Origin of the sequence: Microbispora sp. NPDC088329 (genome assembly GCF_040685655.1) — a bacterium.
Lineage (GTDB): Bacteria > Actinomycetota > Actinomycetes > Streptosporangiales > Streptosporangiaceae > Microbispora.
The window spans coordinates 290,878-317,436 of sequence record NZ_JBFBIP010000004.1; the positions used below are offsets into that span (position 1 = coordinate 290,878).

Below are 26,559 nucleotides of genomic sequence, written 5' to 3' on the forward strand. Positions count from 1 at the left end.
CGTCCGCCGCCGTCGGCCGGTGTCCCGGCCGTCTCCGTGCCGGACAGGCCCGGTGCTCGACAGGTCCGGTGCTCAACAGGCCCGGCGCCGGTTCCGGCCGGTGACGCGAGGGGAATTCCGATAACAGGAGGAATCAAGATCCGGAAAAGATTCGGTCTAGTTTTAAGGCGCGTCGCCGACTTACCGTGAGATGGAAAGTTAAAAAACGGGCACTACTACCTCGTAGACCCGCAAAGCGGAGGTTGGGCCCTGGTGGAAAGACCGCGGGTAAGGACCGGGGCGGTGGGAACGGTCGTGGGGGCGGTCGCGGCCGCCTCCTTGCTGTCCGGCTGTGCCGGCCCTCAGTACACCTACGTCCGCGATGATTCGGGCGGCACCTACTTCAAGGTTCCGGCATCGTGGCGGCAGATCGACCAAAAAGCGCTCGACAAGGTATTCATCGGCGACACGGAGTCGGCCACCGCACAGCTCACGAAACAGTCGCTGTGGACGGCGGCGTTCGACGCGTACGACAAGCCGTCCCTCCTCCACCTGCTGCAGGGCTCGGCGGGCGCCGACGACAAGCCGTTCGTGCTCGCGAAGGTGCAAAAGCTCAGCGAGGTCGAGCAGAACGCGGCGTCGCTCGACCTGCTGCGCGCCTCCCCTCCGATGCCGGTGCCGCTGACGGAGGAACAGCGGAAGGCGTTCGAGGTGGCCGGCCTGTCGGGTTTCGAGCTGCTGGCCGACGAGATGCTGCCCATCACGGACGGGGTCCGCGGCGTCCGCACCGTCTACAACTACCGGGTGGAAAACGGGCCGGTGCAGACGTTCGACAGGACGGCCTACCTGTCCGCCGACGGGACGACGGCCTCCACTCTCCTGATCCGCTGCTCGCCCGCGTGCTACCGCCAGCGGGCCGCGGAGATCGACACCATCGTCAAGTCCTTCAAGGTCAAGCGCCTCATCAACCCGTGAAGGAGCCCCTCACATGAGCACGGCCCTCCCACCGAAGCACCACGAGGGGCTTCGCGAACCGGGGTCGGGTCCGGTGGACCGCGACCCTCTCACCAGGAAACGCCTGCCGCTGTGGGACCGGACCAAGTTCCTGATCCTGCTCGCCGTCGCGTTCGGCGTCCTGCTCTGGAACACCACCGTCACGTACGAGGGCATCATCTCCCCCTACGACGCCCTCGTGCTGACCGTCCGGGACGCGTCCTGGATCCTGTGGCTCTTCGGCGCCGAGGTGCTCCGGCAGATCCATTTCCTGATCAGCGAGCGCTCGGCCGGCTATCACCGGTTCTGGACGCACAAGGTCTTCGGCGGCTGGAACCGCTGGACCCACCGCAGGTTCAACGACTGGAACCGCTACCGCATCGCGCGGGCCGTCAAGTGGGTCGTCTGGATCGCGGTCATCGCGCTGGTGCTCGGCAAGCTGCAGCAGGTCTCGCCGCTGCAGGCGCTGTTCAGCGTGCCGGCCACCGTGTGGGGTTTCCTTCCCATGGTCCTGCAGTACATGCTGATCATGGTGGTCGCCGTGGGGCAGTTCGTGGCGATCTTCTGGTTCCTGTCGCGGGGCGGTGTCGACGTCTACTATCCCGACGACATCAAGACGCGGTTCTCCGACGTCTGGGGCCAGGACCACGTCGTCGAGCGGGTCAAGGAGAACATCGTCTTCCTGGAGAGGCCCGACGAGATCGAGGCCAGGGGCGGCTACGTGCCCAGCGGCATCCTGCTGTGGGGCCCGCCCGGCACCGGCAAGACGCTGATGGCCGAGGCCGTCGCCGGCTCGACCGGCAAGCCGTACGTGTTCGTCGACCCGGGCGCGTTCATCAACATGTTCTTCGGCGTTGGCGTTCTGAAGGTCAAGTCGCTGTTCCGCAAACTCCGCAAGCTGGCTCTGCGGTACGGCGGCGTCATCGTCTTCTTCGACGAGGCCGACTCGCTCGGCAACCGCGGCGCGCTCGCCCAGGGCGGGCCCGGCGGCTGGGGCAGGTCGGCGCCGGCGCCGTTCGGCCCTGCTTCCTTCCACGGGGCCGGCTGCAACGGCTTCGCCTATCTTGGTCCGCACACGCGCACCGTGCTCGGCCGGCACGCCGCCGGTCCGGCACCCGAGGCCCCGCCCGCGCGGATGCCGCGCACCGGCGCCTTCGTCAACCGCCTGATGTACGGCGGGGGCATGGGCGGCGGCGGTGGCATGGGCACGCTGGAGGCGCTGCTCACCGAGATCTCCGGTCTCAAGAAGCCGCGCGGCTTCGTCAACCGCCACGTGCGCAGGCTGCTCGGCATGCGGCCCAAGCCGCCGCCGAAGTACCGCATCCTCATCATGATGGCCACCAACCTGCCCGAGGCCCTGGACGAGGCGCTGCTGCGTCCCGGCCGCATCGACCGCATCTACAAGGTCGGCTATCCCTCGAAAGCGGGCCGGATCCGCACGTACAAGGGCTACTTCGACAAGGTCAGCCACCAGCTCACCGGCGAGCAGATCGACAAGCTCGCCACGATCACGCCGTACGCCACCGGCGCGACCATCAAGGACCTGGTCAACGAGTCGCTGATCACGGCGATCCGGGACGGCCGGGAGACCATCACCTGGTCGGACGTCATGCGGGCCAAGCGGCTGAAGCAGCTCGGCCCGCCCGAGGACGTCGAGTACATCGAGCGTGAGCGGCACGCGGTCGCGGTGCACGAGGCGTGTCACGCGGTCGTCGCCTACCGCACCCGGCACCATCTGGAGATCGACCTCGCGACCATCGAGAAGGGCGCCGACTACCTCGGCATGGTGTCCAGCATCAAGCCGGAAGACCAGTTCACCATGTGGAAGTCGGAGTACGAGGCCGAGATCATGGTGTCGCTCGCCTCGCTGGCGGGGGAGCGGATGTTCTTCGGCGAGGACAACTCCTCCGGGGTCTCCGGCGACCTGCAGAACGCGACCGCGATCACCGGCCTGATGGAGGCCCATTGGGGCATGGGCATCGGGGTGGCCTCGCTGCCGGCGCTGCAGGAGCTCGGCCTGCGTGAGGGCAGGGCGGCCCAGCCGCGGCCCGGGGGCGGCGGCATCGGCTTCACCGGCACCCCGGCGGGGCGGCGCGACGAGATGGTGCCCGACATGCTTCCCGAGCGGATCGAGTTCAACCTCAGCCGGCTGCTGGAGAAGACCGCCGAGCTGCTCAGGGAGAACCGGCGCGAGGTGCTGTCGGTCGCGCACGCCCTGGAACAGCACAAAACGCTCAACGGCGACGACGTGGTCGCGGTTATCGAGGGCAGGACAGGCCCGCTGATCGACGGCGGCGTCTACACCTCCGACGAGTTCTACGAGGACATCGAGGCGTACCACACGGCCGCGGTGGAGGCCCACCGGACCCACAGCGCGGTTCCGGTCGAGCTCCCGCTGCCCCGGGTGCGGGCGATCGAGGCGTCGGTCGTGGCGGCCTCCGGCGGCTCCGCTCCCGTGCTGGTCGCCCCGCCGCCGAACGGCCTGGCCGGCGGCAACGGGCACGTCCCGGCGGCGCAGCCGGTGCAACCCGACTTCGTGCCGTGGAACGGCACGTCGCCACCGGTCTCCCCGGTCCCGCCGGCCGGGCCGCCGCCCGCCGAGCGGTCCCGCGGGTCGTACGGCGCGCTGTGGGCTGTCGTCGGCGTCGTCGTGGTGGTGGTGCTGTTCGTGCTGCTGGGGGCCCTTGTTCTCACCCAGGCTCAGGGTCGGGCCGGAGGCGCGGCCGCCGTCGGCGGTGTGTCCGCCGGCACGGCCGTCCTGCTGACCGTCGCGCTGGTGGCGGTGATCGGCGGCATCGCGGTCGCGGTCCTGCTGGTCCGCTCCCACCAGGCGGGGCGGCGGCGGGCCGAGGAGGCCAGGGACCGGGCGGCGGAACGGGCGCAGTTGCTGGCCGCGGCCATGGACCCCGAGGTCGCGATGCGGCTGCTCGGCTACGACGGCAGGCGAGGCCCGGAGGCCTGAGGCGCCTTCGCGATGCGATCCCCGGTGGGCCCGGCCCGCCGGGGATCGGCGTTTTTCTGGCCCCCATTCGCTTTAATAACTTAATTAAGTTTCTGATACAGTTCGGCGCGTGCCCGAGTTCGCCGAGCTGAGCATCGCCGGTCTGACCCGCGTGCTCGAAGACTTCACCCGCATGCACATCCGGCTGCCCGCGGAGCGGCGGCTGAGCTTCACGACCCTGTCCGTGCTCCACACCCTGGCGGGCGACGGCCCCAAGCGGCTCACCGAACTCGCCGGCAGCGAACAGGTCACGCAGTCGGCGATCACGCAGATGGTGACCAAGCTGGAGCGCGAGGGCCTGGTGGAGCGTCACCCCGATCCGTCGGACGGCCGGGCGGTCCTCGTCCGCGTCACGGCCGCCGGCGCCGCGATCGTGGACGGGCGGCGCGCCGAGCGCATGGCCCGGCTCACCGAGCTCGCCGACCGGCTCACCGAGGCGGAGCGGGAGGCCATCGCGGCGGCGCTGCCCGCGCTGGCCCGCATGGTCGAACTGCATTCCAGTGCGATCGGGGGCCCGTCGATCGAACGGGGAGCCGGTGAAGACGACTCCGGCACGGACACGCCGCGCGACAGCACGAGGAGATGACGATGAGCCCCACGACCACCCCGTCCGCCGAGACCCGGCCGTTCCCGCTGGAGCCCGAGCCGATCCACGTGCCCGACGAGGTGCTCGCCGACCTGCGGCGGCGCCTGGAGCTGACCCGCCTGCCCGACGACGGGGGCAACGACGACTGGCGCTACGGCGTGAGCGCCGCCTACCTGCGGGAACTCGTCGACTACTGGCGCGACGGGTACGACTGGCGGGCGGCCGAGGCCGCCATCAACGCTTACGAGCACTACCGCGTCGAGATCGAGGGCGTGCCGGTCCACTTCATGCGCAGGCCCGGCGCCGGTCCCGCCGCCACGCCGCTGATCCTCACCCACGGCTGGCCCTGGACGTTCTGGCACTGGTCCAAGGTCGTCGATCCGCTGGCCGACCCCGGCGCGTACGGCGGCGACCCGGCCGAGGCGTTCGACGTGATCGTGCCCTCGTTCCCCGGCTTCGGGTTCTCCACCCCGCTGCCACACCACCACGGCATGAACTTCTGGAAGGTCGCCGACCTCTGGCACACGCTGATGACCGAGACGCTCGGCTACGAGAGGTACGGCGCGGCGGGCTGCGACGTCGGAGCCATGGTGACCGGGCAGCTCGGCCACAAGTACGCCGGCGAGCTGCACGCCATCCACATCGGGTCGGGCCAGAAGCTCACGTTGTTCAACGGCGACCGGGCCTGGGACCTCAGCGGAGGCAGGCCCATCCCGGACGGCCTGCCCGCCGACGTCCACGCCCAGGTCGTCGCCTGGGAGAGGCGGTTCGCCGTCCATCTCGCGGCACACGTGCTCGCCCCGAGCACGCTCGCCCACGGGTTGTCCGACTCACCCGCCGGGATGCTCGCCTGGATCCTGGAGCGCTGGGCGAACTGGAGCGACAACGGCGGCGACGTCGAGACCGTCTTCACCAAGGACGACCTGCTCACCCACGCCATGATCTTCTGGGCGACCAACTCGATCGGCACGTCGATACGGACCTACGCCAACAACAACCGCTACCCCTGGACCCCGTCCCACGAGCGGCGGCCGGCTGTCGAGGCCCCCACCGGCATCACCTTCGTGGGCTATGAGAACCCGCCCGGCGTGAGCACGGACCAGCGGGTGCGGCACTTCCTCGACGGCGACCGCGCCGGCTGGTACAACCTCGTGAACCTCAACGCCCACGAGCGCGGCGGCCACTTCATCCCCTGGGAGATCCCCGGCGAGTGGGTGGACGACCTGCGGCGCACCTTCCGCGGACGGCGCTGACCCGCGTTTCTCACGGGGGGCACCCAGGCGGCGGGGGAAGCGTGTGCCGGACAGGAGCTGGCCATGACTTTGTCCTACCGCGATCGAAAGTCCTTGAAACTTTTACTTAACTTCTTCCAACTTTTGCGCAAAGCGGGTAACTTGGCGCCCACTTGAGGGCCGTGCCACCCGTTTCGGCGCACGGCCCCCGCCTTCCGTCACCGGACCCGTGGCCCGCCGCCCCCGGCGGGCACGGCGTCCAGGGCGCATGAGATGGAGGATCTGTCACCATGTCACGCAAGCGACTGCTCGCTCTGGCGGCGCTGTCCGCGATCGTCGCGCCGGCGCTCGCCGCTACCGGCGCCAACGCGGCCCCCGCGGACGACTCCGAGTTCCGCGTGCTCGTCTTCGGCAAGACCACCGCCTTCCGGCACGACTCTATCCCCGCCGGTGAGGCGGCGATCCAGAAGCTCGGCCAGGAGAACGGCTTCGTGGTGGACGTGACGGAGGACGCGGCCCAGTTCACCGACGCGAACCTCGCCAAGTATCAGACGGTCGTCTTCATGTCCACGACCGGCGACCCGCTCGGCCAGCCCGAGCAGAAGGCGGCGTTCGAGCGCTACATCCGCAACGGCGGAGGCTTCGTCGGCGTGCACGCCGCCGGGGACTCGGGCTACAACTGGGCCTGGTACGGCGGCCTCGTCGGCGCCTACTTCCGCAATCACCCGGCGCAGCAGAACGCCACGGTGAAGATGGTGGGCCAGGGCGCGGCGTCCAACCGCGGGCTGCCGAACCGCTGGAACCGCTGGGACGAGTGGTACAACTACCGCACCAACCCGCGCGACGCCGGGGTGCGCGTGCTCGCCGAACTCGACGAGAAGTCCTACAACCCCGGCTCCGGCGCCATGGGCGACCACCCCATCGCCTGGTGCCACAACTACGACGGCGGGCGTTCCTGGTACACGGGCATGGGCCACACCAAGGAGGCCTACAGCGACCCGCTGTTCCTGAAGCACCTGCTGGGCGGCATCAAGATGACCGCCGGAGCGGCGAGCTTCCCCTGCGACCCCAACTGAGCACGCGGGGGGAACGTTTCACCTCGTGATGACCCGTGGTGCCGGGGCCGATCCCCCGAGGCACCCTGGGAAGGCATGTGATGGGCACGCCGCCCGGTGCGATCACCGGGTCGGCGTGCCCGTGCGTGTCAGGACCGCGGGTCGCCGGGCGGAGTGCCCGTGCGTGTCAGGACCGCGGTCGCCGCGGCGGCGGTCCTTGCGAGTCAGAGCCGGAAGTCCAGGTCGGGCGTGATCTCCGCCACGTCCATCTGCGCCTTCTGCAGGCGGCCCGAGTAGTCCCAGTTCATCGCCTGCCAGCGGGTGAACTGGTCGAGCACCCACATGCCGCTCTGCCGGCTGCCGTTGCCCGACTTGCCGTTCCCGCCGAACGGCAGGTGGGCCTCCGCGCCGGAGGTGGAGTTGTTGACGCTGACCATCCCGGCCGACACACCCTCGCGGAAGCGGAACACCGCCGTGGGGTCGGAGGTGTAGATGGACGACGACAGGCCGTACCCCGGCCGGTTGGCCAGGTCGATCGCCTCATCGAGGGTGGAGAACGTCGTGACGCCCACGATCGGGCCGAACGTCTCCTCCAGGAACAGCCGGTCGTCCGGACGGACGCCGTCCACGACCACGGGGTGGTAGTAGAGGCCCTCGCCGTCCATGCGTCCGACCGGGCCGGGCAGCACGGTGTGGTGCGGCTGGACCCAGCTCAGATACTCCTCGTATCGCTCGGCGAACTTGTGGTCGAGGAGCGGACCGTACAGCACGTCGCCGTTCGGATCGCCGATCTTCGCCTCGCGCACGGCGGAGGTGAACCGGCGCAGGAACTCGTCGTGGACGTCCTCGTGAACGACGACCGTGCCGAGAGAGGTGCACCGCTGACCGGCGGTGCCGAATCCGGAGAACAGGGCGCCCTCGACCGCCAGGTCGAGATCGGCGTCCGGCATGACGACCATCGGGTTCTTGCCGCCGAGCTCAAGGCAGGGCGACTGCAGGTGCCGGCCGCACAGCTCGCCGACGACCCGGCCGACCGCGCTGGATCCGGTGAAGCCGACCTTCTGCACGGTGCCCTCGCCGAGCGCGCGGTCGAGGCCCGCGTACGTCTGGTCGCCGTCGGCGAAGACGAGGTTGAGCACGCCGTCGGGGAGCCCGGCGGCCGCGAACAGCCGGTAGAGCGCGTGCGCGGACGCCGCGGCGTACTCGGCGGGTTTCCACACCACCGCGTTGCCGCACAGCAGCGCAGGAACGAGATACCACGAGGGCACGGCCACCGGGAAGTTGCCGGCCGTCACGACCGCCGCCACGCCGACCGGGATCCGGAAGGTGAACAGGCTCTTGTCGGACATCTCCGACGGCACGGTCTGCCCGTAGAGGCGGCGGCCCTCACCCAGGAAGAAGTCGCAGGTGTCCACGATCTCGCGGACCTCGCCCAGCGCCTCGGCGTACGGCTTGCCGATCTCCTCGGTGACCAGCCGGGCCAGCGCCTCGGTGTTGGCCTCCACCAGGCGGCCGATCGAGGCGATCACCCGTCCGCGCACCGGAGCGGGAACCCGCGCCCAGTCCCGCTGCGCCGCCGCCGCGGCGCGGCAGGCGCCGGCGAAGCCGTCCGCGTCGGCGAGCAGGACGGTCGCCACCGTCTCCGCGGGCCGTGCCGGATTGACGGACTCGTACGGCGTGCCCGAAGAGAGCTCCTCACCCGCGACGACGGAAACGATCTGCCGAGTCACCGCTGACCTCCGGAATTGTTGCTGGTGCCGAGCCTCGATTACACAGTATTTCCGTCCGGAGCGCCCGGCGACAGCCCTTCCTGAAGGGCGACCGCGGCGGCCTGGGTGCGGCTGGTCACGCCGAGCTTGGCCAGGATGTTGGAGACGTGCACGCTGACCGTCTTCTGCGAGATGAACAGCCGCTCGCCGATCTCCCGGTTGCCCAGGCCGTCGGCGACGTGAGCCAGCACCTCCCGCTCGCGTGCGGTGAGCGCGGCGAGCCGTCCCGGGTCCCGCGCGGCTTCCCGGCCCGTGGTCCCGCTCGGCGCGTGTGCCCCGTTCCGCGCGGCGGGGACGCCCGGCGCGGGAGCGGTCCCCGCGGCGGCCGTCGCGCCGGTGGCCGTGGCGGTTGTCGTCGCCGTCGGGTCCGGGAAGCCGGCTCGCACGCCGACCGACCTGAGCGTCTTCAAGAAGGGCCCGGCGCCCAGAGCGCCGGCGACGCGCACGGCGCGCTCCCACTCCGCGCGGGCCTCCGCACGGTCGCCCGTCCGCAGCAGGCTCTCGGCCAGCCGCCACCGCGACCGCGCCTCCTCATAGACGAAGCCGAAGCCGAAGGCCTCGGTGGCGCGCCGCCAGACCTCCGGATCGGCCGTGCCGTGGGCGCGGTGCCACTCGGCCTCCGCGCGGGCCAGCCAGGCGAGCCCTTCCGGCCCCAGCCGGGCACGCGGGCCGTTCGGCCCGTTCTCCGCCGCCCGCCGCGCCCGCCGCAGCAGGTCGTCGCAGGGCTCGCCGGTCCGCCCGAGGTCGGCCAGCGCCCACAGGCCGGTGGCCGCGATGCGGATCAGGCTGGGGTCGAACGGCTCGAGCGCCCCGACGACCGCGGTGACGTGGTCGAGCGCGCCCTCGGGGTCGCCGCGCCACAGCGCCTGCTCGGCCGCCATGCCGCGTGCCATGTAGCTGACCAGGTCGTCGGACCAGAACCGGGTCAGCCACCGCAGCCTCTCGTCGGCGCCGGGGCGGCCCCGGCCCACCTCCACGAAGAGGGCGAACGATGACAGCCGGGCCTCCGCCAGGGTGCCGACCCGCACGCCGAACCCTCCGGCCAGCCGTTCGGCGGTGTCCCAGTCGCCGTCCGAGTAGTGCACGAGATAGTGCAGGAAGCTCAGGTCCGTGCCGTAGGTGCTCCAGGTGAGCCCGGTCTCCCCGGCCAGCCGTACGCCGTCCTCGGTGATGCGGGCGGCCACCGCGAGGGCGCCGTTCTCGTAGTGGATGCGGGCGAGGTTGAAGTGCGCCCGCAGGTCGATGGACAGATCGCCCGAAGGCCGGCGGGTCGCGCGCGTGAGCAGGTCGACAGCCTGCTCGACGTCGCTCGCCGACTCCTCCTCGAACAGGGCGAGCGTGACGAGGGCACTGGCCTCCGCGTCGCGTGCGCCGGTCGCCTCTGCCGCCTCCAGCGCCCTGGCCGCCGTCGCGGCCCCCTCGTCGTAGCGGTAGTCGCGGAACAGGGCACGGGCGTAGGTGGCCAAGGCCCTGGCCAGCAGCGGGCTGTGCGGCGCGAGGTCCACGGCCTCCCGGGCCACGGTGATCGCCTCGGCCTCGTCGCCGCCCGCGTCCGCCAGGTAGTAGGACAGCCGCTCGCCGGTCTCCGCGATCAGGACCGGGTCGCCCGTCTCGCGCCGCAGCCGCCGCAACTGCTCGGCCGCCCGATGGTAGTCGCCGCCCGCTGCCGCCGCCGCGGCGCTGGCCAGCGCGATCCTGGCCCGGCTCTCCCCGGCCAGCCGTTCGGCCTCCGGCACCTGGTCCCAGACTTCAAGCGCCCGTTCGAAGTGCCGGTGGGCCTCCGCCGGCGCGCCCAGCCCGGCGGCCATCCGGCCTGCCTCCACCGACGCCCGCAGCGCGCCCGGCAGGTCGTGCCCGGCGAGATGGTGATGGGCCAGCTCGGCGGGGGCGCCGCCGCGTTCGGCGAGCAGCGCGGCGAACGTGGTGTGCAGCCGGGTCCGTTCGCCCGGCAGCAGGTCGTCGTAGACGGCCTCCTGAAGGAGCGCGTGCCGGAACGCGTAGCCGTCGTCGCCCGCCGTGAGCAGCCGCCGCGAGACGATCTCACGCAGCGCGTCCTCCAGCGGCAGGTCGCCGAGCCCGCTCGCGTCACGCAGCAGGTCGTGGCCGACCCGGCGCCCGGCCACCGCGGCGACCCGCAGCACCTGGCGGGCGGTGTCCGACAGGGTCTCCACTCGAGCGAGCAGCAGGTCGGCGAGCGTCCCGGGCAGCCGCGTCCGGTCGGCGCTGGCCGCCAGCAGTTCCTCGGCGAAGAACGGGTTGCCTCCGGCGCGCTCGATCACGGTCGCCAGGCCGCGTCCCGCCACCGGTCCCGCCGGTCCCTCGCCGTACCGGTCGAGGGTGTGGAGATACTCCGCCATGTCGTCGTCGCCGAGCGGCGGCAGCTCGACCGGGGTGACCAGCGGCAGCCGCCGCAGCTCGGCCAGGACGGGGCGCAACGGATGGCGGCGGTGGAGGTCGTCGGTGCGGTAGGTGCCGACGAGGCAGACCCGCTCGCGCTGCAGCATGCGGGTGAGGAAGACCAGCAGGTCGCGGGTCGAACGGTCGGCCCAGTGGAGGTCCTCGAACGCGATCAGGGCCGGGCGCTGCCCGGCCACCTCGGACAGCATGTCGAGCACCGACCCGAACAGGCGCTGCTGGGCGAGCCCGCCGTTGGTCGCCTCCGCCGGGCCCGCCTCGTCACCGGGCAGCAGCCGCCGCAGCGCGGGACGGGCCGCGACGGCCGCGCCCACAGGTCCTCCGTGATCGGCGGCGCCGCCGCGCAGGGCGTCCGCGAGCGGCAGGTACGGCAGGGCGTCGCCGAGCTCGGCGCATTGACCGACGAGCGTCACGAACCCCCGCCGTTGCGCGATGTCGCACAGCTCGGCGACCATCCGCGTCTTGCCGATCCCCGCGTCGCCGCCCACCAGGGCGACCCCCGCGAGCCCGGCCGCCGCGGCGTCGAGCACGCCCACAAGCCGATCGAGCTCGGCCGAACGCCCGATCAGTGCCTTTTGCGGCGTACGCGCAACCACGCACGTGAGTATGGCACGGGGCCCCGACAGAACCGCGGCGGCGTCAATGGCCGGTGGCGCCGTCGATCCGCTCGCGGAGCAGGTCGGCGTGCCCGTTGTGGCGGGCGTACTCCGCGATCATGTTCACCAGGATCCGGCGCAACGAGACCGGCTGCCCGGTGGCGCGGTGGACGCCGGTCTCGTCCAGCGAGCGGGCGGCGGCGACGATCTCGCGGGAGCGTTCGCACTCGGCCCGCCACACGGCGAACGCCTCGTCGGCGTTCCCGTCCAGATCCTCGAAGTCCTGGTCGGGGTCGTCGTCGGAGTAGTAGAGGAGCGGCACGTCCTCAACGGCGAACTGGATGCGGAACCACCACCGCTCCACGGCCGCGAGGTGCCGGAGGATCCCGTGGAGACTGAGCCCGGACGGCGGCACCCCCTTGTCCGACAGACGCTCCCGCGGGACACCGGAGCACTTGAGCGCGAACGTCTCGCGGTGCCAGTCGAGGAAGGCCGTGAGGATCTCCCGCTCGTCGCCGACGAGGGGAGGAGTGGCCCTGGGATCGTCGTCCCACTTCTTCGAGTAGTTCGTCTCGGGGATGTCGCTCATGGGGGCGATCCTGCCAGGCGGCACCGACGGTTTCGCCCGCCGTGCCCGTCGCCGCACCGCTGGAACCCCCTGTGGCCGGGCCCGGTTTTTGTCAGGGGCCGTGGCTAGTGTGCGGCGGGTGATGGAACGCTTGGGCCCGGCTGCCGCCCGCAGTGCGGGCGACGCGGGGACCGGCGCCGGCGCGTCCGGCCGGGCGGCGGCGAGGCGCGCCCAGGCCGAGCAGCGGGAGGACAGGGTCGCCGCGGGACTGTCGGAGCTGGAGCGGTGGCTGGCCGACAGGATCGCGCAGGGGATCGCGCGGGACCGCCAGACGGGCCTCGCGGACTGGGACGACCTCGCCAGAAGGCTGATCGACGCGCAGGCCCCCGGAGTGGCGGGGACGGTCGCCCGGCTCTCGCGGGTGCTCGGCGCGGAGGACTGGCCGGGCCTTCTCCTCGGGGAGTACGCACTGCTGCACCTGCTCGCGGTCGCCCACCGCCGCGCCGCCGCGCTGCCCGAGCCGCTGCGGCAGACCGTGCGGGCGCGGGTCGGCTTCCCCGTCACCAGGGAGTCCGTCCTGGCGACCCCCGCCGTACGGGACCACTGGGACGTCCTCGGAGAGCGGGACGAGGAGCAGGAGCGGCTGGTCGCGCGGCGCGTGTGGCTGGCGGGCCGCACGACGGGCCGGGTGGCGATGGTGCTGTCGTTCGCGCCGGTCGGGCAGCCGCTCGAGTCGTTTCCGCCGCCGGGCACGACGTTCGACGGCGACCTGGCCTTCTATCCGGGGGCCTCGCCGCTGCGGGCTCTGGTGACCGAACGACGGGGCCCCGTCGGCGCAGGACCGCCGCCGGGGACGAAGGTCTCGCAGGTGCCCGCGCTGATCACGGAGGTGCTCGCGGCGGATCCGTGGACCGACTCGTGGCCGCTGGTGCTCGCCGATGTCATCCCCTGCCTCGACGGCCTCGCCGGCCAGGAGGGAGACGCGCTGCCGTTGCACCCGTCCGCCGGCGTCCCCTGGCGGCTGCTGGCCGTTTCCGGCGGACGGCCCGTCACGGTCGCCGCCGAGTGGACGCCGCGCGGGGTGCTCCCGCTCACCGCATGGGATGAGGAGGGGAAAGTGGTGCGCTCATGACCTCGCGCCGCCTCACGACCGTTTCATGGGAGGAGTTGGTGTCCACCGCGCTGGTGGGCGCCCACCGCCGCGCCGTCCCGCCGGAGAGCCTGCTGGAGCAGGCGGCCGAGCAGGTAATCCGGACACGCGCGGGGCGGCGGCCGGGCCGGGGCGGGCCACCCGCCCCGGCGGCCGCGGAGGCGCTGCCGCTCGTGTCCGACGCCGCCGCGGACCGGCTGGCCCGGATGCTCGCGGGCGAGCAGAGCAGGCTGCTGACCGAGTGGCTGGAGACGGCCGCCGCCCGGCGGGTGCGGGTGCCGGCCGGCGCCATCCCGGGGCTGCTCGACCTCGGGGCCCGTGACCGGTCGATCCGCGCCTGTCTGGGGGCCGTCACCGGAGCCCGGGGCCGCTGGCTCGCCGGCCTCAACTCCGCCTGGGCGTACCTGCTGGCCGAGCCCACGCACGTGCCGCACGACGACGTGTGGGAGTTCGGCACGAGCGGCGACAGGCGTGCCTTTCTGGCCGCGTTGCGGCGCCGCGACCCCGCGGCCGCGCGCGAACTGCTGGAGCGCGGCTGGAGCGCGGAGACACCGGAGGACCGGGCCGTCTTCGTGACGATCCTCGCGGACGGCTTGGGCATGGCCGACGAACCGTTCCTGGAGACGGTGCTCGACGACCGGCGCCGCGAGGTACGGCAGGCCGCCGCCGACCTCCTCACCCGGCTGCCGCGGTCGCGGCTGGCCCGGCGCATGACCGCGCGGGCGCGCCGGCTCGTCACCGGGAGCGGCGCCGGGCTCCGGGCGGAGCCGCCGGCGGCGTGCGACGGCGCGATGGAGCGTGACGGCGTCCGGGCACGGCCGCCCGCCGGAATGGAGACGCGCGGCTGGTGGCTGCAGCAGGTGGTGGCGCACACGCCGCTGTCGTTCTGGCCGGAGCACCTCGGCATGCCGCCGGAGGAGATCGCCCGAGCCCGCATCGGCGACTGGGAGCGGGAGGTCCGGATGGGGTGGACCCGGGCCGCCATCCTGCAACGGGACCCGGCATGGGCGCGTGCCCTGTTCGAGGCCGAGCCGCTGACCGACCTGCTGGCCGTGCTCCCGCCCGAGGAGCAGTCCGTCCGGGCGGCCGAGCTGGTGGCGGGCCATCCGGTGGACGGCCAGATGGTCATGATGCTGGGCGGCGTGCCGCGACCGTGGGGCGACCGGCTGGCCAGAGCCGTGCTCAAGAAGATCGTCGAGACCACGCGGACCCAGCCGTGGAACGCCGGCGAGCTGATCCGGCTGGCGGGCGAGCGGTTCGACCCGGCGGCGCACGAGCACGCCGGGGAGGTCCCCGAACTCGCCGCGATTCTGCGATTCCGCTTCGACATGCTGAAGGAGCTCGCTTGACGACCGTTATGCGCCCGCACGCGGAGGACCAGTTCGCCGACGAGCTGGCGATCCTCGCCAAGACCGACGACCGGCCGCGCCCGCCCGGCTGGCGGCTGTCGCCCTGGGCGGTGACGACCTACCTGCTGGGCGACGGCGGCCCGATCACTTCCAAGTACATCGGTCCCCGCAGGATCGTCGAGGTCGCGGTGGCGACGCTCGCCACCGACAGGGCACTGCTGCTGCTCGGCGTGCCCGGCACGGCCAAGACCTGGCTGTCCGAGCACCTCGCCGCGGCGATCAGCGGCGACTCGACCCTGCTCGTGCAGGGCACGGCCGGCACGGCGGAGGAGGCCGTCCGCTACGGCTGGAACTACGCGCGGCTGCTGTCGGAGGGGCCCTCCCGCCGGGCGCTGACGCCGAGCCCGGTCATGCGCGCGATGGCGGAGGGGCGGCTGGCCAGGGTCGAGGAGCTCACCCGCATGCCGTCCGACGTGCAGGACGCTCTGATCACCGTGTTGTCGGAGAAGACGCTGCCGATCCCGGAGCTGGGGGAGGAGGTGCAGGCGGCCAAGGGCTTCAACCTCATCGCCACCGCGAACGACCGCGACCGCGGGGTCAACGACCTGTCGAGCGCGCTGCGCAGGCGGTTCAACACCGTAGTGCTGCCGGTCCCGGCAACCGTGGAGGAGGAGGTGGACATCGTGGCCAGGCGCGTGGCGCAGCTCGGCCGCTCCCTGGAGCTGCCGGAGACCGTGACCGGGCTGGAGGAGATCCGCCGGGTGGTGACGGTCTTCCGGGAACTGCGCGCGGGGGTGACCGCCGACGGGCGGACCAAGGTGAAGTCGCCCAGCGGCACGCTCAGCACGGCGGAGGCGATCTCGGTCGTCACCAACGGGATCGTGCTCGCCGCCCACTTCGGCGACGGCGTGCTGCGCCCGGCCGACGTCGCGGGCGGCATCGTCGGGACGGTGGTTCAGGAGCCGGTGTCCGACCGGGTGGTGTGGCAGGAGTACCTGGAGACCGTCGTCCGCGACCGCGACGACTGGCGTGACTTCTACCGGGCCTGCCGCGATGCCGGCTGAGATGGCCGCAGGCGCCTCGCCCGGTCCACACGCGATCCCGGGCGAGACGCCCGGCACGGGCAGACGCGGGGGAGACCGGGACGGCGAAACTCGCCGAGGCCGTGCGGGCGCGAGCGAGGACCGGGGCGGCCCGGAGGTGTCGGTGCTGGGCGTGCGGCACCACGGGCCGGGATCGGCCAGGGCGGTGCGTGACGCGTTGCGCAGGATCCGGCCCGACCTGGTGCTCGTCGAGGGCCCGCCCGAGGCCGACGGCCTGGTGCCGCTCGCCGCCGACCCCGGCATGCGCCCGCCCGTGGCGCTCCTGGCGTACGTGCCTGGGGAGCCGTCACGGGCCGCCTTCTGGCCGTTCGCGCGGTTCTCGCCCGAGTGGCAGGCGATCTCCTACGCCGTCGGGGCGGGTGTCGAGGTGCGGTTCTGCGACCTGCCCGCCGCTCACAGCCTGGCACTGGACGCCGATCCGGTACGCCGCGACCCCGTCGGCGAACTGGCCCGCGCGGCGGGGTACGACGACCCGGAACGGTGGTGGGAGGACCTGATCGAGCATCGGGGCGAGGCCGGGACGCTCAACGTGATCGCCGAGGCGATGAGGGCCGTGCGCGACGGGCACGTCGCGGAGGGCGTCGAGGCCCGGCGCGAGGCGTACATGCGCAGGACGCTGCGGAAGGCGGTGCGGGAGGGCTTCGCCCGGATCGCGGTGGTCTGCGGGGCATGGCACCTGCCCGCGCTGACCTTGCCCGAGTGCACTCCGCCTGACGCCATCCCGCCTGCCGCGGTCCCGTATGTGCCCATCCCGTCCGTGGCCGTTCCGCCCGTGCCGATCCCGTCCGCGGGCGAGGACGAGCGGCTGCTGCGCGGCCTGCCCAAGGTCAGGGCCGAGGTGACGTGGGTGCCGTGGACCCACGGCCGGCTGGCGGCGGGCGCGGGCTACGGCGCGGGCGTCGCCGCGCCCGGGTGGTATGAGCACCTGTTCTCGGCGCCCGACCGTCCGGTGGAGCGCTGGCTCGCCCGCGCCGCCGCGATCCTGCGGGAGGAGGACCTGCCCGTCTCCTCCGCGCACGTCATCGAGGCCGTACGGCTGGCCGAGGGACTGGCGGCGCTGCGCGGCAGGCCGCTCGCCGGGCTGTCGGAGGTCACCGAGGCGGTCAGGGCGGTGCTGTGCGGCGGCGACGAGCTGCCGGTGGAGCTGGTCCAGCGGCGCATGGTCGTGGGGGAGCGGCTCGGGCGGGTGCCGGACTCCACGCCGATGGTGCCGCTGCGGCGGGATCTGCGCGACGAGCAGCGGCGTCTGCGCATGAAGCCGGAGGCCACGGCCGCGGAGCACGACCTCGACCTGCGCAGGCCGCTCGACCTCGGCCGCAGCCGGCTGCTGCACCGGCTCGCCCTGCTGGACGTGCCCTGGGGGACGCCCCGGCCGGCCCGGGGCAAGGGGACGTTCAAGGAGTGCTGGACGCTGGAGTGGCGCCCGGAGCTCGATGCCGCCCTCATCGAGGCCGCCGTGTGGGGGATCAGGGTCGAGGCGGCGGCGACGGCCCGCGTCCGCGACCTCGCGGGCGGCGCGGGCCTGCCCGAGCTGGCCGCGCTGGTCGAGCGCTGCCTGCTCGCCCACCTGCCGGACGCGCTGCCGTACGTGCTGGTGCGGATCGAGGACCGGGCGGCCCTCGACGGCGAGGTGCGCCACCTCATGGGGGCGCTGCCCGCCCTCGTGCGGGCCCGCCGGTACGGGGACGTGCGCGGCACCGAGGGCCTCGTGGGCGTCACCGAGTCGATGCTCGCGCGGATCTGCGCCGGGTTGTCCCCCGCCCTGACGGGTCTGGATGAGGACGCGGCCCGCGAGATGGCGGCGCTGCTGGATGGCGTCCACACCGCGGCCGGGCTGATGAAGGGTGAGCGGTGGCTCACGACCCTGGCCGGGATCGCCCGGCGGGACGACCTGCCGGGGCTGCTCGACGGCCGGATCGCGCGGATCCTGTTCGACGCCGAGGCCCTGGAGGACGACGTGTCCACCCGCATGGCGCGGTCGATGTCGCCCGGCAACCCCCCGGCCCGGTCGGCGGCCTGGATCGAGGGTTTCCTGTCCGGGGGAGGCCTGCTGCTCGTCCACGACCCGCGCCTGCTCGCCACCGTGGACACCTGGCTCACCGGCCTGTCCTCCCAGGAGTTCGTGGACGTGCTGCCGCTGCTGCGGCGCACGTTCGGGGTGTTCCCGGAACCGGAGCGGCGAATGATCGGCCGGCGGGTTCGCTCCGGTGCCGCACTCCGCTCCGGCTCCCCGCACGGCGACGAGGCGGCGGACTACGACGACGCCCTGGCGGCGGGAGCCGTACGGACCGTGCGCGAGATTCTGGGACGCGGAACGGGCGGGAGGCCCTGATGGACGGCGAGGACGAGCGGCTGCGCCGCTGGCGGCTGGTGCTGGGCGGCGCGGCCGAGGGGACGCTGGAAGGAGCCGACGCCCGGATGGACGCCGCTCTCACGGCCCTCTACGACGAGCAGGAGCGGCGTGGCGGCGGCCTCGGCGCGTCCGCGCCGCGGGTGGCCCGCTGGCTGGGGGACATCAGGGAGCATTTCCCCTCCGGCGTCGTGCAGGTCATGCAGAAGGACGCCATCGAGCGGCTCGACCTCACCCGGCTGCTGCTCGAGCCCGAGATGCTGGAGGCCGTCGAGCCCGACGTGCACCTGGTGGGCACGCTGCTGTCGCTGAACCGGCTGATGCCCGAGCGGGCCCGTGAGTCGGCCCGCGCCGTCGTCCGCACGGTGGTGCGGGAGCTGGAGGCGCGGCTGACGCGGCGGACCCTCGCGGCCGTCACCGGCGCCCTCGACCGCTCGGCCAGGAACCATCGGCCGAGGAGGGCGGCCGAGGTCGACTGGAATCGCACGATCCGGGCGAATCTGCGCAACTACCTTCCCGAGCGGCGGACTGTGGTGCCGTCACGGCTGGTCGGGTACGCCCGCGGACAGCGGGCCGTCCAGCGGGAGGTCGTGCTGGCCGTCGATCAGAGCGGCTCGATGGCCGCCTCGGTGGTGTACGCCGGCGTGTTCGCCGCGGTGCTCGCCTCGATGCGTTCGCTGAAGACCTCGCTCGTGGCCTTCGACACGGCCGTGGCGGATCTGACCGACCGGCTGCGCGACCCCGTCGAGGTGCTGTTCGGCACCCAGCTCGGCGGCGGCACCGACATCGACCGGGCCGTGGCCTACTGCCAGAAGCTGATCACCCGGCCGGCCGACACGATCTTCCTGCTGATCAGCGACCTGTACGAGGGCGGACCCCGGGAGGAGATGCTGCGCCGGATCGCCGCCATGACCGCCGCGGGGGTGCAGGTGATCGTGCTGCTCGCGCTGTCGGACGAGGGGGCGCCGCAGTACGACGGCGACAACGCGGCGGCGCTGGCCGCGATGGGAGTCCCGGCCTTCGCCTGCACGCCCGACGCCTTCCCCGGCCTCATGGCGGCCGCGATCGAACGCCGGTCCTACGACCAAGGTCGCATTTCCATGCCGGGATGGTGATTTGTAATGTCCGTATCATGTCTTCGGTAATGACCGCCCCCGCCGTCTTCAGCCAGCGATACCGCGCTCTGAGCGTCGGGGTCGTGGCCCTGGTGATGCTCGTGGCGTTCGAGTATCTCGCGGTGGCCACCGCGATGCCCTTGATCGGCCGGGAGCTGAACGGCTACCACCTGTACGGGCTGGCGTTCAGCGGCGGCATGGCGGCCAACGTCATCGCCACGGTGGCCGGTGGGCGCTGGAGCGACGCGCGGGGGCCGTACCCCGCCCTGTGGACGGGCGTGGCGGGGTTCGTCGCCGGGCTGGCGGTCTCCGGGTTCGCGCCCGCCATGGAGGTCTTCCTCGTGGGCCGGTTCCTGCAGGGGCTCGGCGGCGGCCTGTTCAACGTGGCGTTGTACGTCCTGGTCGCCCAGGCGTACCCCTCCGCCATGCATCCGCGGGTGTTCTCCACGCTGGCCGCGGCGTGGGTGCTGCCGTCCGTGGTCGGCCCGGCCGTCACCGGCGTCGTGGCGGAGACCTGGAGCTGGCGCTGGATCTTCCTGGGTGTGGCGGTCCTGTCGGTCCCCGCGGCGCTGATCATGTGGCGGGGCCTGCCCGCGGTGAGCGGGCAGCCGAGAGAGGCGATGGGCCGGGCCTTCCTGCCCAGGTTCGCCTGGGGCGTGTGCGCCGCGATCGGCGCGGCCCTGCTGCAGTACGGCAGCGGCGCGGCCGGTGCGGGCGTCCCCCTCGTCGTGGCCGGGCTGGTGGTGCTCGTGCTGACGCTGCCGAGGCTGCTGCCCAAGGGGACGCTGCGCGCCGCCCGGGGCCTGCCCACCGTGATCGCGCTGCGCGGCCTGGCCGCCGGGTCGTTCTTCGCCGCCGAGGTGTTCGTCCCGCTGATGCTGGTGCAGGAGCGGCACCTGAACACGGCCGAGGCCGGGCTCGCGCTCACCGGAGGCGCCCTCGCCTGGTCGCTCGGCTCGTGGATCCAGGGACGCAGGCCCCACGCGCGGGCGCTGACGATCCGCCTCGGCGCGACGCTGATCGCCGCCGGCATCTGCGTCACCGCTCTGATCGTCATCCCCGCCACGCCGGCCGTCGTGGTCTTCGCCGGCTGGGTGGTGGCCGGGCTGGGCATCGGCATGGTCTTCCCGACGCTGTCGGTGCTGGTGCTCGAGCTGTCGGCGCCGGGGGAGGAGGGCCGCAACAGCGCGTCGCTGAGCGTCGGCGAGTCGGTCTTCTCGGTCGTCGCCGTCGCGATCACCGGGGCCCTGTTCGCCGCGTACGGGGGGCGGCCGTGGGTCTACCTGACGTGCCTGGGCCTGCTCGTCGTCATGGCGGGCACGGCCGCCGTCGTCGGTGGCCGTTTCGAGCACCGGGGCGAAGCGGGCACCATGGAGGTCTAGGCAATCCCGGAGATCCCGCCGTGGAACAGGCCGGCCGGACACGACGCCCCGAGGCGCCGCCGGGACGGCCGCCGTCGGGGATCCGGGGAAGAAGTGAGGGGATCCAGAGGTGCCGCGTATCCGGGAGCTGGAGGTCTTCAGGATGACCCTGCCGTACGGCAGGCGTCCGGAGACCGCCCTCGTGAAGATCATGGACTACGGCGGCATGGTCGGCTGGGGGGAGGCCGTCGATCCCGGGGAGGCCGGGGAGCTGGAGCGGATCCTGCCCGAGCTCGTCGGCCGCGACTGGGAGCACCCGTCGGAGCTGGGGGAGATCCCCGGCGGGGCGGCCGGCGACATGGCCTGCTGGGACCTGTGGGGCCGCATGAACGGCGTCCCGCTCGCCCACGCTCTCGGCGGCAGCCGTACGTCGCTGATCGCGACCGTGCGGCTGGCGGCGGACCGCTCGCTGGAGAGCATGGTCGCCCGGGTGAACCGGCATGTCTGCGCGGGCTACGGGCACGTAACGCTGGACGTCCACCCCGGCTGGGACGTGGAGCCGCTGCGCGCCGTGCGCGCGGCCTACCCCGGTCTGGCCATCGCGGTGGACGGGCGTGGCGCCTACACCGAGATCGCCCAGCTGGAGGCGCTGGACGCCTACGGGGTGGTGGCCATCGAGCGCCCCTTCAAGGACCTGCTGACCAGCGCCGACCTGCAGGACCGGGTGTCGGCCGCGGTCGCGGTCGAGGTGACCTCCGTGGCCGAGCTCGACGATGCGGTGGGCCTCAAGGCGGGCCGGGCGCTGCTGCTGCGGCCCGCGAAGTTCGGCTCGCTCGGCGCCGTACGGCTCGCGCACGACCACGCGATGGAGGCCGGGTGGGACATCGTCTGCGCCGGCGGCCTCGGCGCCGGGCTCGCCCGGGCCGCGACGGTCGCCGTCGCCAGCCTGCCCGGCTGCTCCCTGCCCAGCGACGTGGCCGAGCCGCCGCGCAGCGCCCAGGTGGTGCTCCCGCCGGTGGACGCCTCCGGCGGGGTCGTCGCCGTGCCGCTCACCCAGCCCGGTCTCGGGCATACCGTGGACGAGGATCGCGTGCGGCGCATGGCCCGCGAGTCGTTCCGCGTCTGACGGCGACGACCTGGGCGGGCCTCCCGGCGGAGGCCGGCCGGGCGTCCACCGGCCCCGCGCCCTCGGCGGGCTCCGCCGGCCTCGGCCGGGAGCCGCTCACCCGCGCTCGTCGAACGGGTGCCCTCACGGGAACCTGGCCTTCATCGGTTTCACGCGGCCGGCTTCTTCAGCAGATCCACCAGGCTGGAGAAGCTGCCGGTCGCATGGCCGGCGTCCATTCCCCGCCGGAACAGGCCGGCGACGGCGGCCGGAAGGGTCGTGTCGACGCCCGCGTCGGCGTTGGTGTGCAGGACGTGTTCGACGCTGGCGGTGCCCATGGCCAGGCGGTCCACGTCGCCGTCGTGCCTCCCGGCGTCGATGCGCGCCGCGTAGAAGGCCAGGAAGTCCGGCAGCGACGCCATGGTGTCCGTGGCGTGCGGCAGGATGTCCGCGGCGGTGAGGCCGTTGGCGTCGGCGAGCGCGATCGCCTGCCAGTAGCCGAGCATGGACGTCCAGAACATCACCATGCCGATCTGGTAGAACAGCGCGGCCAGTCCGGGGTCCTCACCCCGGAAGTCCGTACGGGTCAGGGTGGGGCGGGCGGCCTCGAACGGCGCCCGGGGGCCGCTGTAGAAGGTGGACGACTCCGGTTTGCCGATGCCCGACGGCGGCACGGTGACTCCGCCGGTGATGTGGACCCCGCCGTGCTCGGCGACCCAGCGGGCCCCCGCCCGGGTCTTCTCCGGGGTGTCGGAGCTGAGGTTGACCAGCACACGGCCGTTCAGCGCGTGCGCGGCCGGCTCGAGCACGGCGTACATCGCGTCGTAGTCGGTGAGGCTCAGGATCACCAGGTCGCCGGCGGTGAGCGCCTCCTCGACGGTTCCGGCCAGTACGGCGCCCTCCCTGACGAGGTCGCCCGCGCGGGACGCCGTACGGTTCCAGACGGTAACCGGGTGGCCCGCGCCGAGGAGGGCGTGGACCATCGCCTGCCCCATGGGACCGAGTCCGATGACGCTCACGTGCTGCTTGCTGTTCACGGGAAGCCTCCACAGTCACTAAAACGAACGCTCTATCTAGAGCGGGTCGAATCTAGCACAGCACTAGGACGAACGCTCTATCCAGTAGGCTGCGCCCATGGCCGAGACCAGCACCCGAGATCGGATCGTCATCGCCGCCTCGCGTCTCCTGCAGCGCCAGGGCTATGTCGGCACGGGCATCAAGCAGATCGCCCAGGAGGCGCGGGCCACCCTCGGCTCGGTCTACCACTTCTTCCCGGACGGCAAGGAGGCCGTCGCGGTCGCCGCCATCGAGCACGGTGAGCGGGAGTTCGCGGCGCTCCTTCGTGCGGCGCTGGACGGCGAGGAGGATCCGGCCGCGGCCGTCGACGCCTGCGCCCGGCGGCTCGCCACCGCGCTACGGGAGTCCGGCTGGGTCGACGGTTGCCCCGTCACGGCGGCGGCGCTGGAGACGCTGGGCACGGACTCCGAGATCCAGCGGGTGTGCGCCTCGGCCCTGCGAGACTGGGAGCGGCTGGTGTACGACAAGCTGCTGCACGCGGGTTTCCGCGAGGAGGACGCGCGCGACCTGGCGACCACGGTCATCAGCACGCTGGAAGGCGCAGAGGTGACCGCCCAGGTGCGCCGCAGCGAGGAGCCCCTGCGCGCGGCGGGCCGTCAGCTGGCCCGCCTGGTCGGGTCGTACGAGACGGGTGTGGCGGAACGCCGGGACGAGGAGCGGAGCTGAGCCCCGCGTCCACTGGTCTCAGCCTCCTGCCCTCATAGGGCCACCGGCGCGGGCGGGAGGAGACGGGCTCAGCGGGCCGTCGCCGGGTGCGGCGCGGCGCATCCGTCGTCGATCGGGCTCGGCGTCCCCGGCGGCGTGAGCGTGGGCGCGGGAGAGGGCGACGGAGAGTGGCGGTGCCGGCGCGGCGCCGAAGCGGGCGAGGGCGCGGGCGGGGAGCCGGACGGGATGGCGGAAGGGCCTGCCGCGGCGCGGGCCGGGGTGCGGGCCGGGGTGCGGACCGAGGCGCGGATCGCCTTGGCGGTGAGCTGCCGGATCCGGTCCCAGTCGGGGTAGGCGGTGTTGACCAGGGGCGGCACGAACTGCAGGCTGGTGATCGCGGCGTGCTTGGCCTTCCAGGCCAGCGGCACCAGATGCTCCAGCATGGGGCGGGGCACGTCGGTGCGGACGATCCTGCGCGTGGCCGCCGCGATCTCGGTGAACCGCGACAGCACGGTGGCCGGGTCGGCCTGGGAGAGCAGGGCCCCGAGGACGCATCGCTGCCGATGCATCCGGTCGAAGTCGTCGCTGTAGGTGCGGGAGCGCGCGTACCACAGCGCCTCGGTGCCGTTCAGCCGCCGGGTGCCCGCCCTGACGACGCCCTCGTCGTACAGGCCGTACACGATGTCGCGGTCCACCGTCATCACGAGCCCGCCGAGTGCGTCGACCATCTTCGCGAAGCCCCAGATGTTGACCAGCGCGTACCAGTCGATCCGCAGGCCCAGGATGTGGCCGATCGTCTCCTTGAGGACCTCGGCGCCCATGTGCCGCCGCCCGCCGAACAGCTCGGGATGGTCGTCGGCGTACTGCCACACCGAGAACAGCAGGTCCTCGCGCCAGCCGGGGCGATACTCCGGCAGCTGGAAACCGAAGGGGAACCGGACGGCCATGGGGCTGCCCGGGGGGAAGCGGACGTGCTCCAGATTGCGGGGCAGGCCGAGCAGCACGGTGTTGCCGGTCCGCACGTCCACGCTGGCGACGTTGATGCTGTCGGTGCGCATCCCGATCCGGTTGTCGCCCCAGTCGCCGCCGAGCAGGAGTACGTTGACCCGGTCACGGCCCGCCCACGGGTCGTCCCGCTGCGGGGCGACGCCCGCCTGGCCGGTCGCGGCCGGCGCGGCGAACATCGCGTCGAGGGTCTGCTCGGACACGCGGACATACCGGGCGGCGACCGCGAACGGGACCGCGACGACGACCGCGAGCACGCCCGCGACCAGCCCGGTGAGGATCTGCCAGGAACGGGGCAGCCGCCCGGGACGCAGGACGACGTACGAGCGGATGACCAGCCAGAACCAGGCGAGGGAACAGGCCAGGAACACCATGGAGATCTGGCCCAGCCACCCCAGCGCGCGTCCGGCGAGGCCCGCGTCGGCGCCGGCCGCCACGCACACGACGGAGACGACCACGGTCAGATGGCCGCCGAGCAGGAGCAGCCCGGCGCGCCACCGGCCCGCTCGCAGGTGCGCCGCGCCGGGCAGCACCGCCGACAGCGCCACCCAGCCGATGAGCGCGGCTCCGCGCGCCGCCCCGCTGCGACGCGTCACCGGCGCGGCGCTCTCCCGAGGTGCCAGATCAGGGGTGATCACGCCTCACATTGAAGCGACCCACGCCGTGGAAAACCGGTGGCAGCCACGAGGAGGGGAAGTCCGTACCCGAATTTGACCAGGGCTCGCCCCTGTCCTGGGAACGGCCCGCGATCGGAGACCGGACAGCCGGTGGCGGGCTGCGCGGCCGGCCGGACCCGGGTCGCGGGTCATGACGCGCGCGGGGAGAGGTTCAGAGCGTCGGGGATGGCCGCGAAGGCGTTGCGCAGCCGGTCGGTGAGGGCCCGGCGGCCGCCGGCGCCGTCGTCGCGGACCCAGTCGCGGGCGGCGACGCTCCAGGCGGTGGTCGCGAGTTCGGCCAGGATGCGCAGCCGCAGGTCATCGGAGTCGAGGCCGAGCTTTTCCGCCAGACAGGCGACAACCTGCTTTTCCACCCCGGTGCGCTGGTACTCGACATGGCCCAGGAGGGCGGGAGTGGTGAGGATCAGGCGCCGGGTGAGGATGTAGCGGTGGTCCCAGTCGGGCGGCAGGACGCCGGCGGCGCGGGCGAGGGTGTCACACAGTTCGGCGAGCACCGTGTCACCGGGCGCCGTGTCACCGAGCGCCGTGTCACCGGGCGCCATATCACTGAGCGCCGTGTCACCGGGCGTCGTGCCGGGCGGCCGGTGGCCCGCGAGCTCTTCCAGGTAGGCCGCCCACAGTTCGTTCTCGGCCTCCACGGCCGCCGCTTCTTTCGTCGCGAACGCGCGGAAGAACGTGCTGCGTGACACCTCCGCCTCGTCGACCAGTTCCTCCACCGTGGTTGCGTCGAAGCCCCTCTCGGTGAACAGGCGCAGCGCGATGTCGGCGATGGTGCGCCGGGTGCGCAGCCGCTTGCGTTCACGCAGCGGCAGCGAGCGGTCGTCGGCGGTCATGCCCGGAATCCTACTCAAACCGACCCTCGATGTCTCAAGAGCTTCAGTCGCTAATGATACTTGCGCATTATTGATACTGAGTGTCAGAATCGAGCCGTTCGAGACCGCCGCGCAAGGAGATCGACATGACCGTCACTTTGAACCCCGCGATCGTCGGCCAGGCCGAGAAGCACCACACGGCGATCCTGAGCCGTGCACTGTCGGGCACGGCCCTCGACGAGAAGCAATGGATCACTGTGAACCAGGCCCTGGCCGCCGGCGGCACGGTCGAACGGGCCGCGCACGTCGCGCACGTCGCCCGGCTGACCCGTTGGCGGCCCGCCGACGTCGACGCCGCGCTGGCGGCCCTCGTCGGCACCGGTCTGGTGCGGGAAGCGCCCGGTGACCACATCGAGGTCACCGACGCCGGTCGCGCGCTGGTGGCGAGGGTGCGTGCCGAAACCGGCGAGATCCTCGGTCGTGCCTACGGTTCGGTTCCGGCCGCGGACCTGGCTGTCGCGGCACGTGTACTGACCACCATCACGGCCCGGATGGCCGAGGAACTGGCCTGATCGCCCGCGCCTGGACCGGACGTCCGCGCCGGGCCGCCGCAGGA

General features: G+C 72.9%; 20 protein-coding genes. 14 read left to right on the forward strand and 6 right to left on the reverse strand.

Annotated features, from left to right (window positions below; translation table 11 throughout):
• Positions 1-282: 282 nt before the first annotated feature.
• The 5 genes from AB0O28_RS11440 (at position 283) to AB0O28_RS11460 (ending at position 6,867) form a co-directional block, all read left to right on the forward strand.
• Entirely contained in the window at positions 283-954 is a 672-nt protein-coding gene (locus AB0O28_RS11440; protein ID WP_363638894.1) for a hypothetical protein, read from the forward strand.
• 13 nt (positions 955-967) lie between these two features.
• Positions 968-3,934, forward strand: a complete 2,967-nt coding sequence (locus AB0O28_RS11445) for an AAA family ATPase (RefSeq protein ID WP_363638896.1) — start codon at positions 968-970, stop codon at positions 3,932-3,934.
• Between the two features lie 109 nt (positions 3,935-4,043).
• Positions 4,044-4,559: a MarR family transcriptional regulator gene (locus AB0O28_RS11450; protein ID WP_363638898.1), complete on the forward strand. Its 516-nt coding sequence runs from the start codon at positions 4,044-4,046 to the stop codon at positions 4,557-4,559.
• A gap of 2 nt (positions 4,560-4,561) precedes the next feature.
• Positions 4,562-5,812, forward strand: a complete 1,251-nt coding sequence (locus AB0O28_RS11455; protein ID WP_363638900.1) for an epoxide hydrolase — start codon at positions 4,562-4,564, stop codon at positions 5,810-5,812.
• A 269-nt stretch (positions 5,813-6,081) separates the two neighbouring features.
• Positions 6,082-6,867 (forward strand): ThuA domain-containing protein, encoded by a 786-nt coding sequence (locus AB0O28_RS11460; RefSeq protein ID WP_363638902.1) that lies wholly within the window; start codon positions 6,082-6,084, stop codon positions 6,865-6,867.
• 203 nt (positions 6,868-7,070) lie between these two features.
• Here AB0O28_RS11460 and AB0O28_RS11465 read toward each other — a convergent pair whose 3' ends face one another.
• From AB0O28_RS11465 to AB0O28_RS11475, 3 genes are read right to left on the reverse strand one after another with little or no spacing between them, the layout of a single operon-like run.
• The gene (locus AB0O28_RS11465) at positions 7,071-8,576 is read right to left on the reverse strand and encodes an aldehyde dehydrogenase family protein (RefSeq protein ID WP_363638904.1); all 1,506 of its coding nucleotides are present in this window, start codon (positions 8,574-8,576) and stop codon (positions 7,071-7,073) included.
• 38 nt (positions 8,577-8,614) lie between these two features.
• Positions 8,615-11,626: an AAA family ATPase gene (locus tag AB0O28_RS11470; protein ID WP_363638906.1), complete on the reverse strand. Its 3,012-nt coding sequence runs from the start codon at positions 11,624-11,626 to the stop codon at positions 8,615-8,617.
• A 43-nt stretch (positions 11,627-11,669) separates the two neighbouring features.
• Positions 11,670-12,215, reverse strand: a complete 546-nt coding sequence (locus AB0O28_RS11475) for a DinB family protein (protein WP_363638908.1) — start codon at positions 12,213-12,215, stop codon at positions 11,670-11,672.
• Positions 12,216-12,336: 121 nt separating this feature from the next.
• On the opposite strand from AB0O28_RS11475, the gene AB0O28_RS11480 reads away from it, so the two are divergent.
• The 7 genes from AB0O28_RS11480 (at position 12,337) to AB0O28_RS11510 (ending at position 21,748) form a co-directional block, all read left to right on the forward strand.
• Complete coding sequence (locus AB0O28_RS11480; RefSeq protein ID WP_363639163.1) at positions 12,337-13,326, forward strand: SWIM zinc finger family protein; 990 nt, start codon at positions 12,337-12,339, stop codon at positions 13,324-13,326.
• Positions 13,323-14,693, forward strand: a complete 1,371-nt coding sequence (locus AB0O28_RS11485) for a DUF5691 domain-containing protein (protein ID WP_363638910.1) — start codon at positions 13,323-13,325, stop codon at positions 14,691-14,693. The genes AB0O28_RS11480 and AB0O28_RS11485 overlap by 4 nt, the downstream gene beginning before the upstream one ends.
• 8 nt (positions 14,694-14,701) lie before the next feature.
• Positions 14,702-15,757 (forward strand): AAA family ATPase, encoded by a 1,056-nt coding sequence (locus tag AB0O28_RS11490; RefSeq protein ID WP_363639165.1) that lies wholly within the window; start codon positions 14,702-14,704, stop codon positions 15,755-15,757.
• Positions 15,747-18,128 (forward strand): DUF5682 family protein, encoded by a 2,382-nt coding sequence (locus AB0O28_RS11495; protein WP_363638912.1) that lies wholly within the window; start codon positions 15,747-15,749, stop codon positions 18,126-18,128. Before AB0O28_RS11490 ends, AB0O28_RS11495 begins: the two co-directional genes overlap by 11 nt.
• The gene (locus AB0O28_RS11500; protein ID WP_363638914.1) at positions 18,128-19,261 is read left to right on the forward strand and encodes a VWA domain-containing protein; all 1,134 of its coding nucleotides are present in this window, start codon (positions 18,128-18,130) and stop codon (positions 19,259-19,261) included. Before AB0O28_RS11495 ends, AB0O28_RS11500 begins: the two co-directional genes overlap by 1 nt.
• A gap of 17 nt (positions 19,262-19,278) precedes the next feature.
• Positions 19,279-20,643 (forward strand): MFS transporter, encoded by a 1,365-nt coding sequence (locus AB0O28_RS11505; protein ID WP_363638916.1) that lies wholly within the window; start codon positions 19,279-19,281, stop codon positions 20,641-20,643.
• Between the two features lie 109 nt (positions 20,644-20,752).
• On the forward strand, positions 20,753-21,748 hold the full coding sequence (locus tag AB0O28_RS11510; RefSeq protein ID WP_363638918.1) for an enolase C-terminal domain-like protein: 996 nt from the start codon (positions 20,753-20,755) through the stop codon (positions 21,746-21,748).
• A gap of 149 nt (positions 21,749-21,897) precedes the next feature.
• On the opposite strand, the gene AB0O28_RS11515 is transcribed toward AB0O28_RS11510, so the two are convergent.
• Entirely contained in the window at positions 21,898-22,764 is an 867-nt protein-coding gene (locus AB0O28_RS11515; RefSeq protein ID WP_363638920.1) for an NAD(P)-binding domain-containing protein, read from the reverse strand.
• Positions 22,765-22,861: 97 nt separating this feature from the next.
• Between AB0O28_RS11515 and AB0O28_RS11520 the strand changes: the two genes are divergently transcribed.
• Entirely contained in the window at positions 22,862-23,470 is a 609-nt protein-coding gene (locus AB0O28_RS11520; RefSeq protein WP_363638922.1) for a TetR/AcrR family transcriptional regulator, read from the forward strand.
• Positions 23,471-23,538: 68 nt separating this feature from the next.
• Here AB0O28_RS11520 and AB0O28_RS11525 read toward each other — a convergent pair whose 3' ends face one another.
• Together AB0O28_RS11525 and AB0O28_RS11530 are read right to left on the reverse strand one after the other, a co-directional pair.
• The gene (locus AB0O28_RS11525; RefSeq protein ID WP_363638924.1) at positions 23,539-25,092 is read right to left on the reverse strand and encodes an LCP family protein; all 1,554 of its coding nucleotides are present in this window, start codon (positions 25,090-25,092) and stop codon (positions 23,539-23,541) included.
• A gap of 167 nt (positions 25,093-25,259) precedes the next feature.
• A complete protein-coding gene (locus tag AB0O28_RS11530; RefSeq protein WP_363638926.1) occupies positions 25,260-25,964 on the reverse strand; it encodes a TetR family transcriptional regulator in 705 nt (234 codons plus the stop codon).
• A gap of 125 nt (positions 25,965-26,089) precedes the next feature.
• Here AB0O28_RS11530 and AB0O28_RS11535 point away from each other — a divergent pair, with 125 nt between their 5' ends.
• The gene (locus AB0O28_RS11535) at positions 26,090-26,515 is read left to right on the forward strand and encodes a hypothetical protein (protein WP_363638928.1); all 426 of its coding nucleotides are present in this window, start codon (positions 26,090-26,092) and stop codon (positions 26,513-26,515) included.
• Positions 26,516-26,559 lie beyond the last annotated feature (44 nt).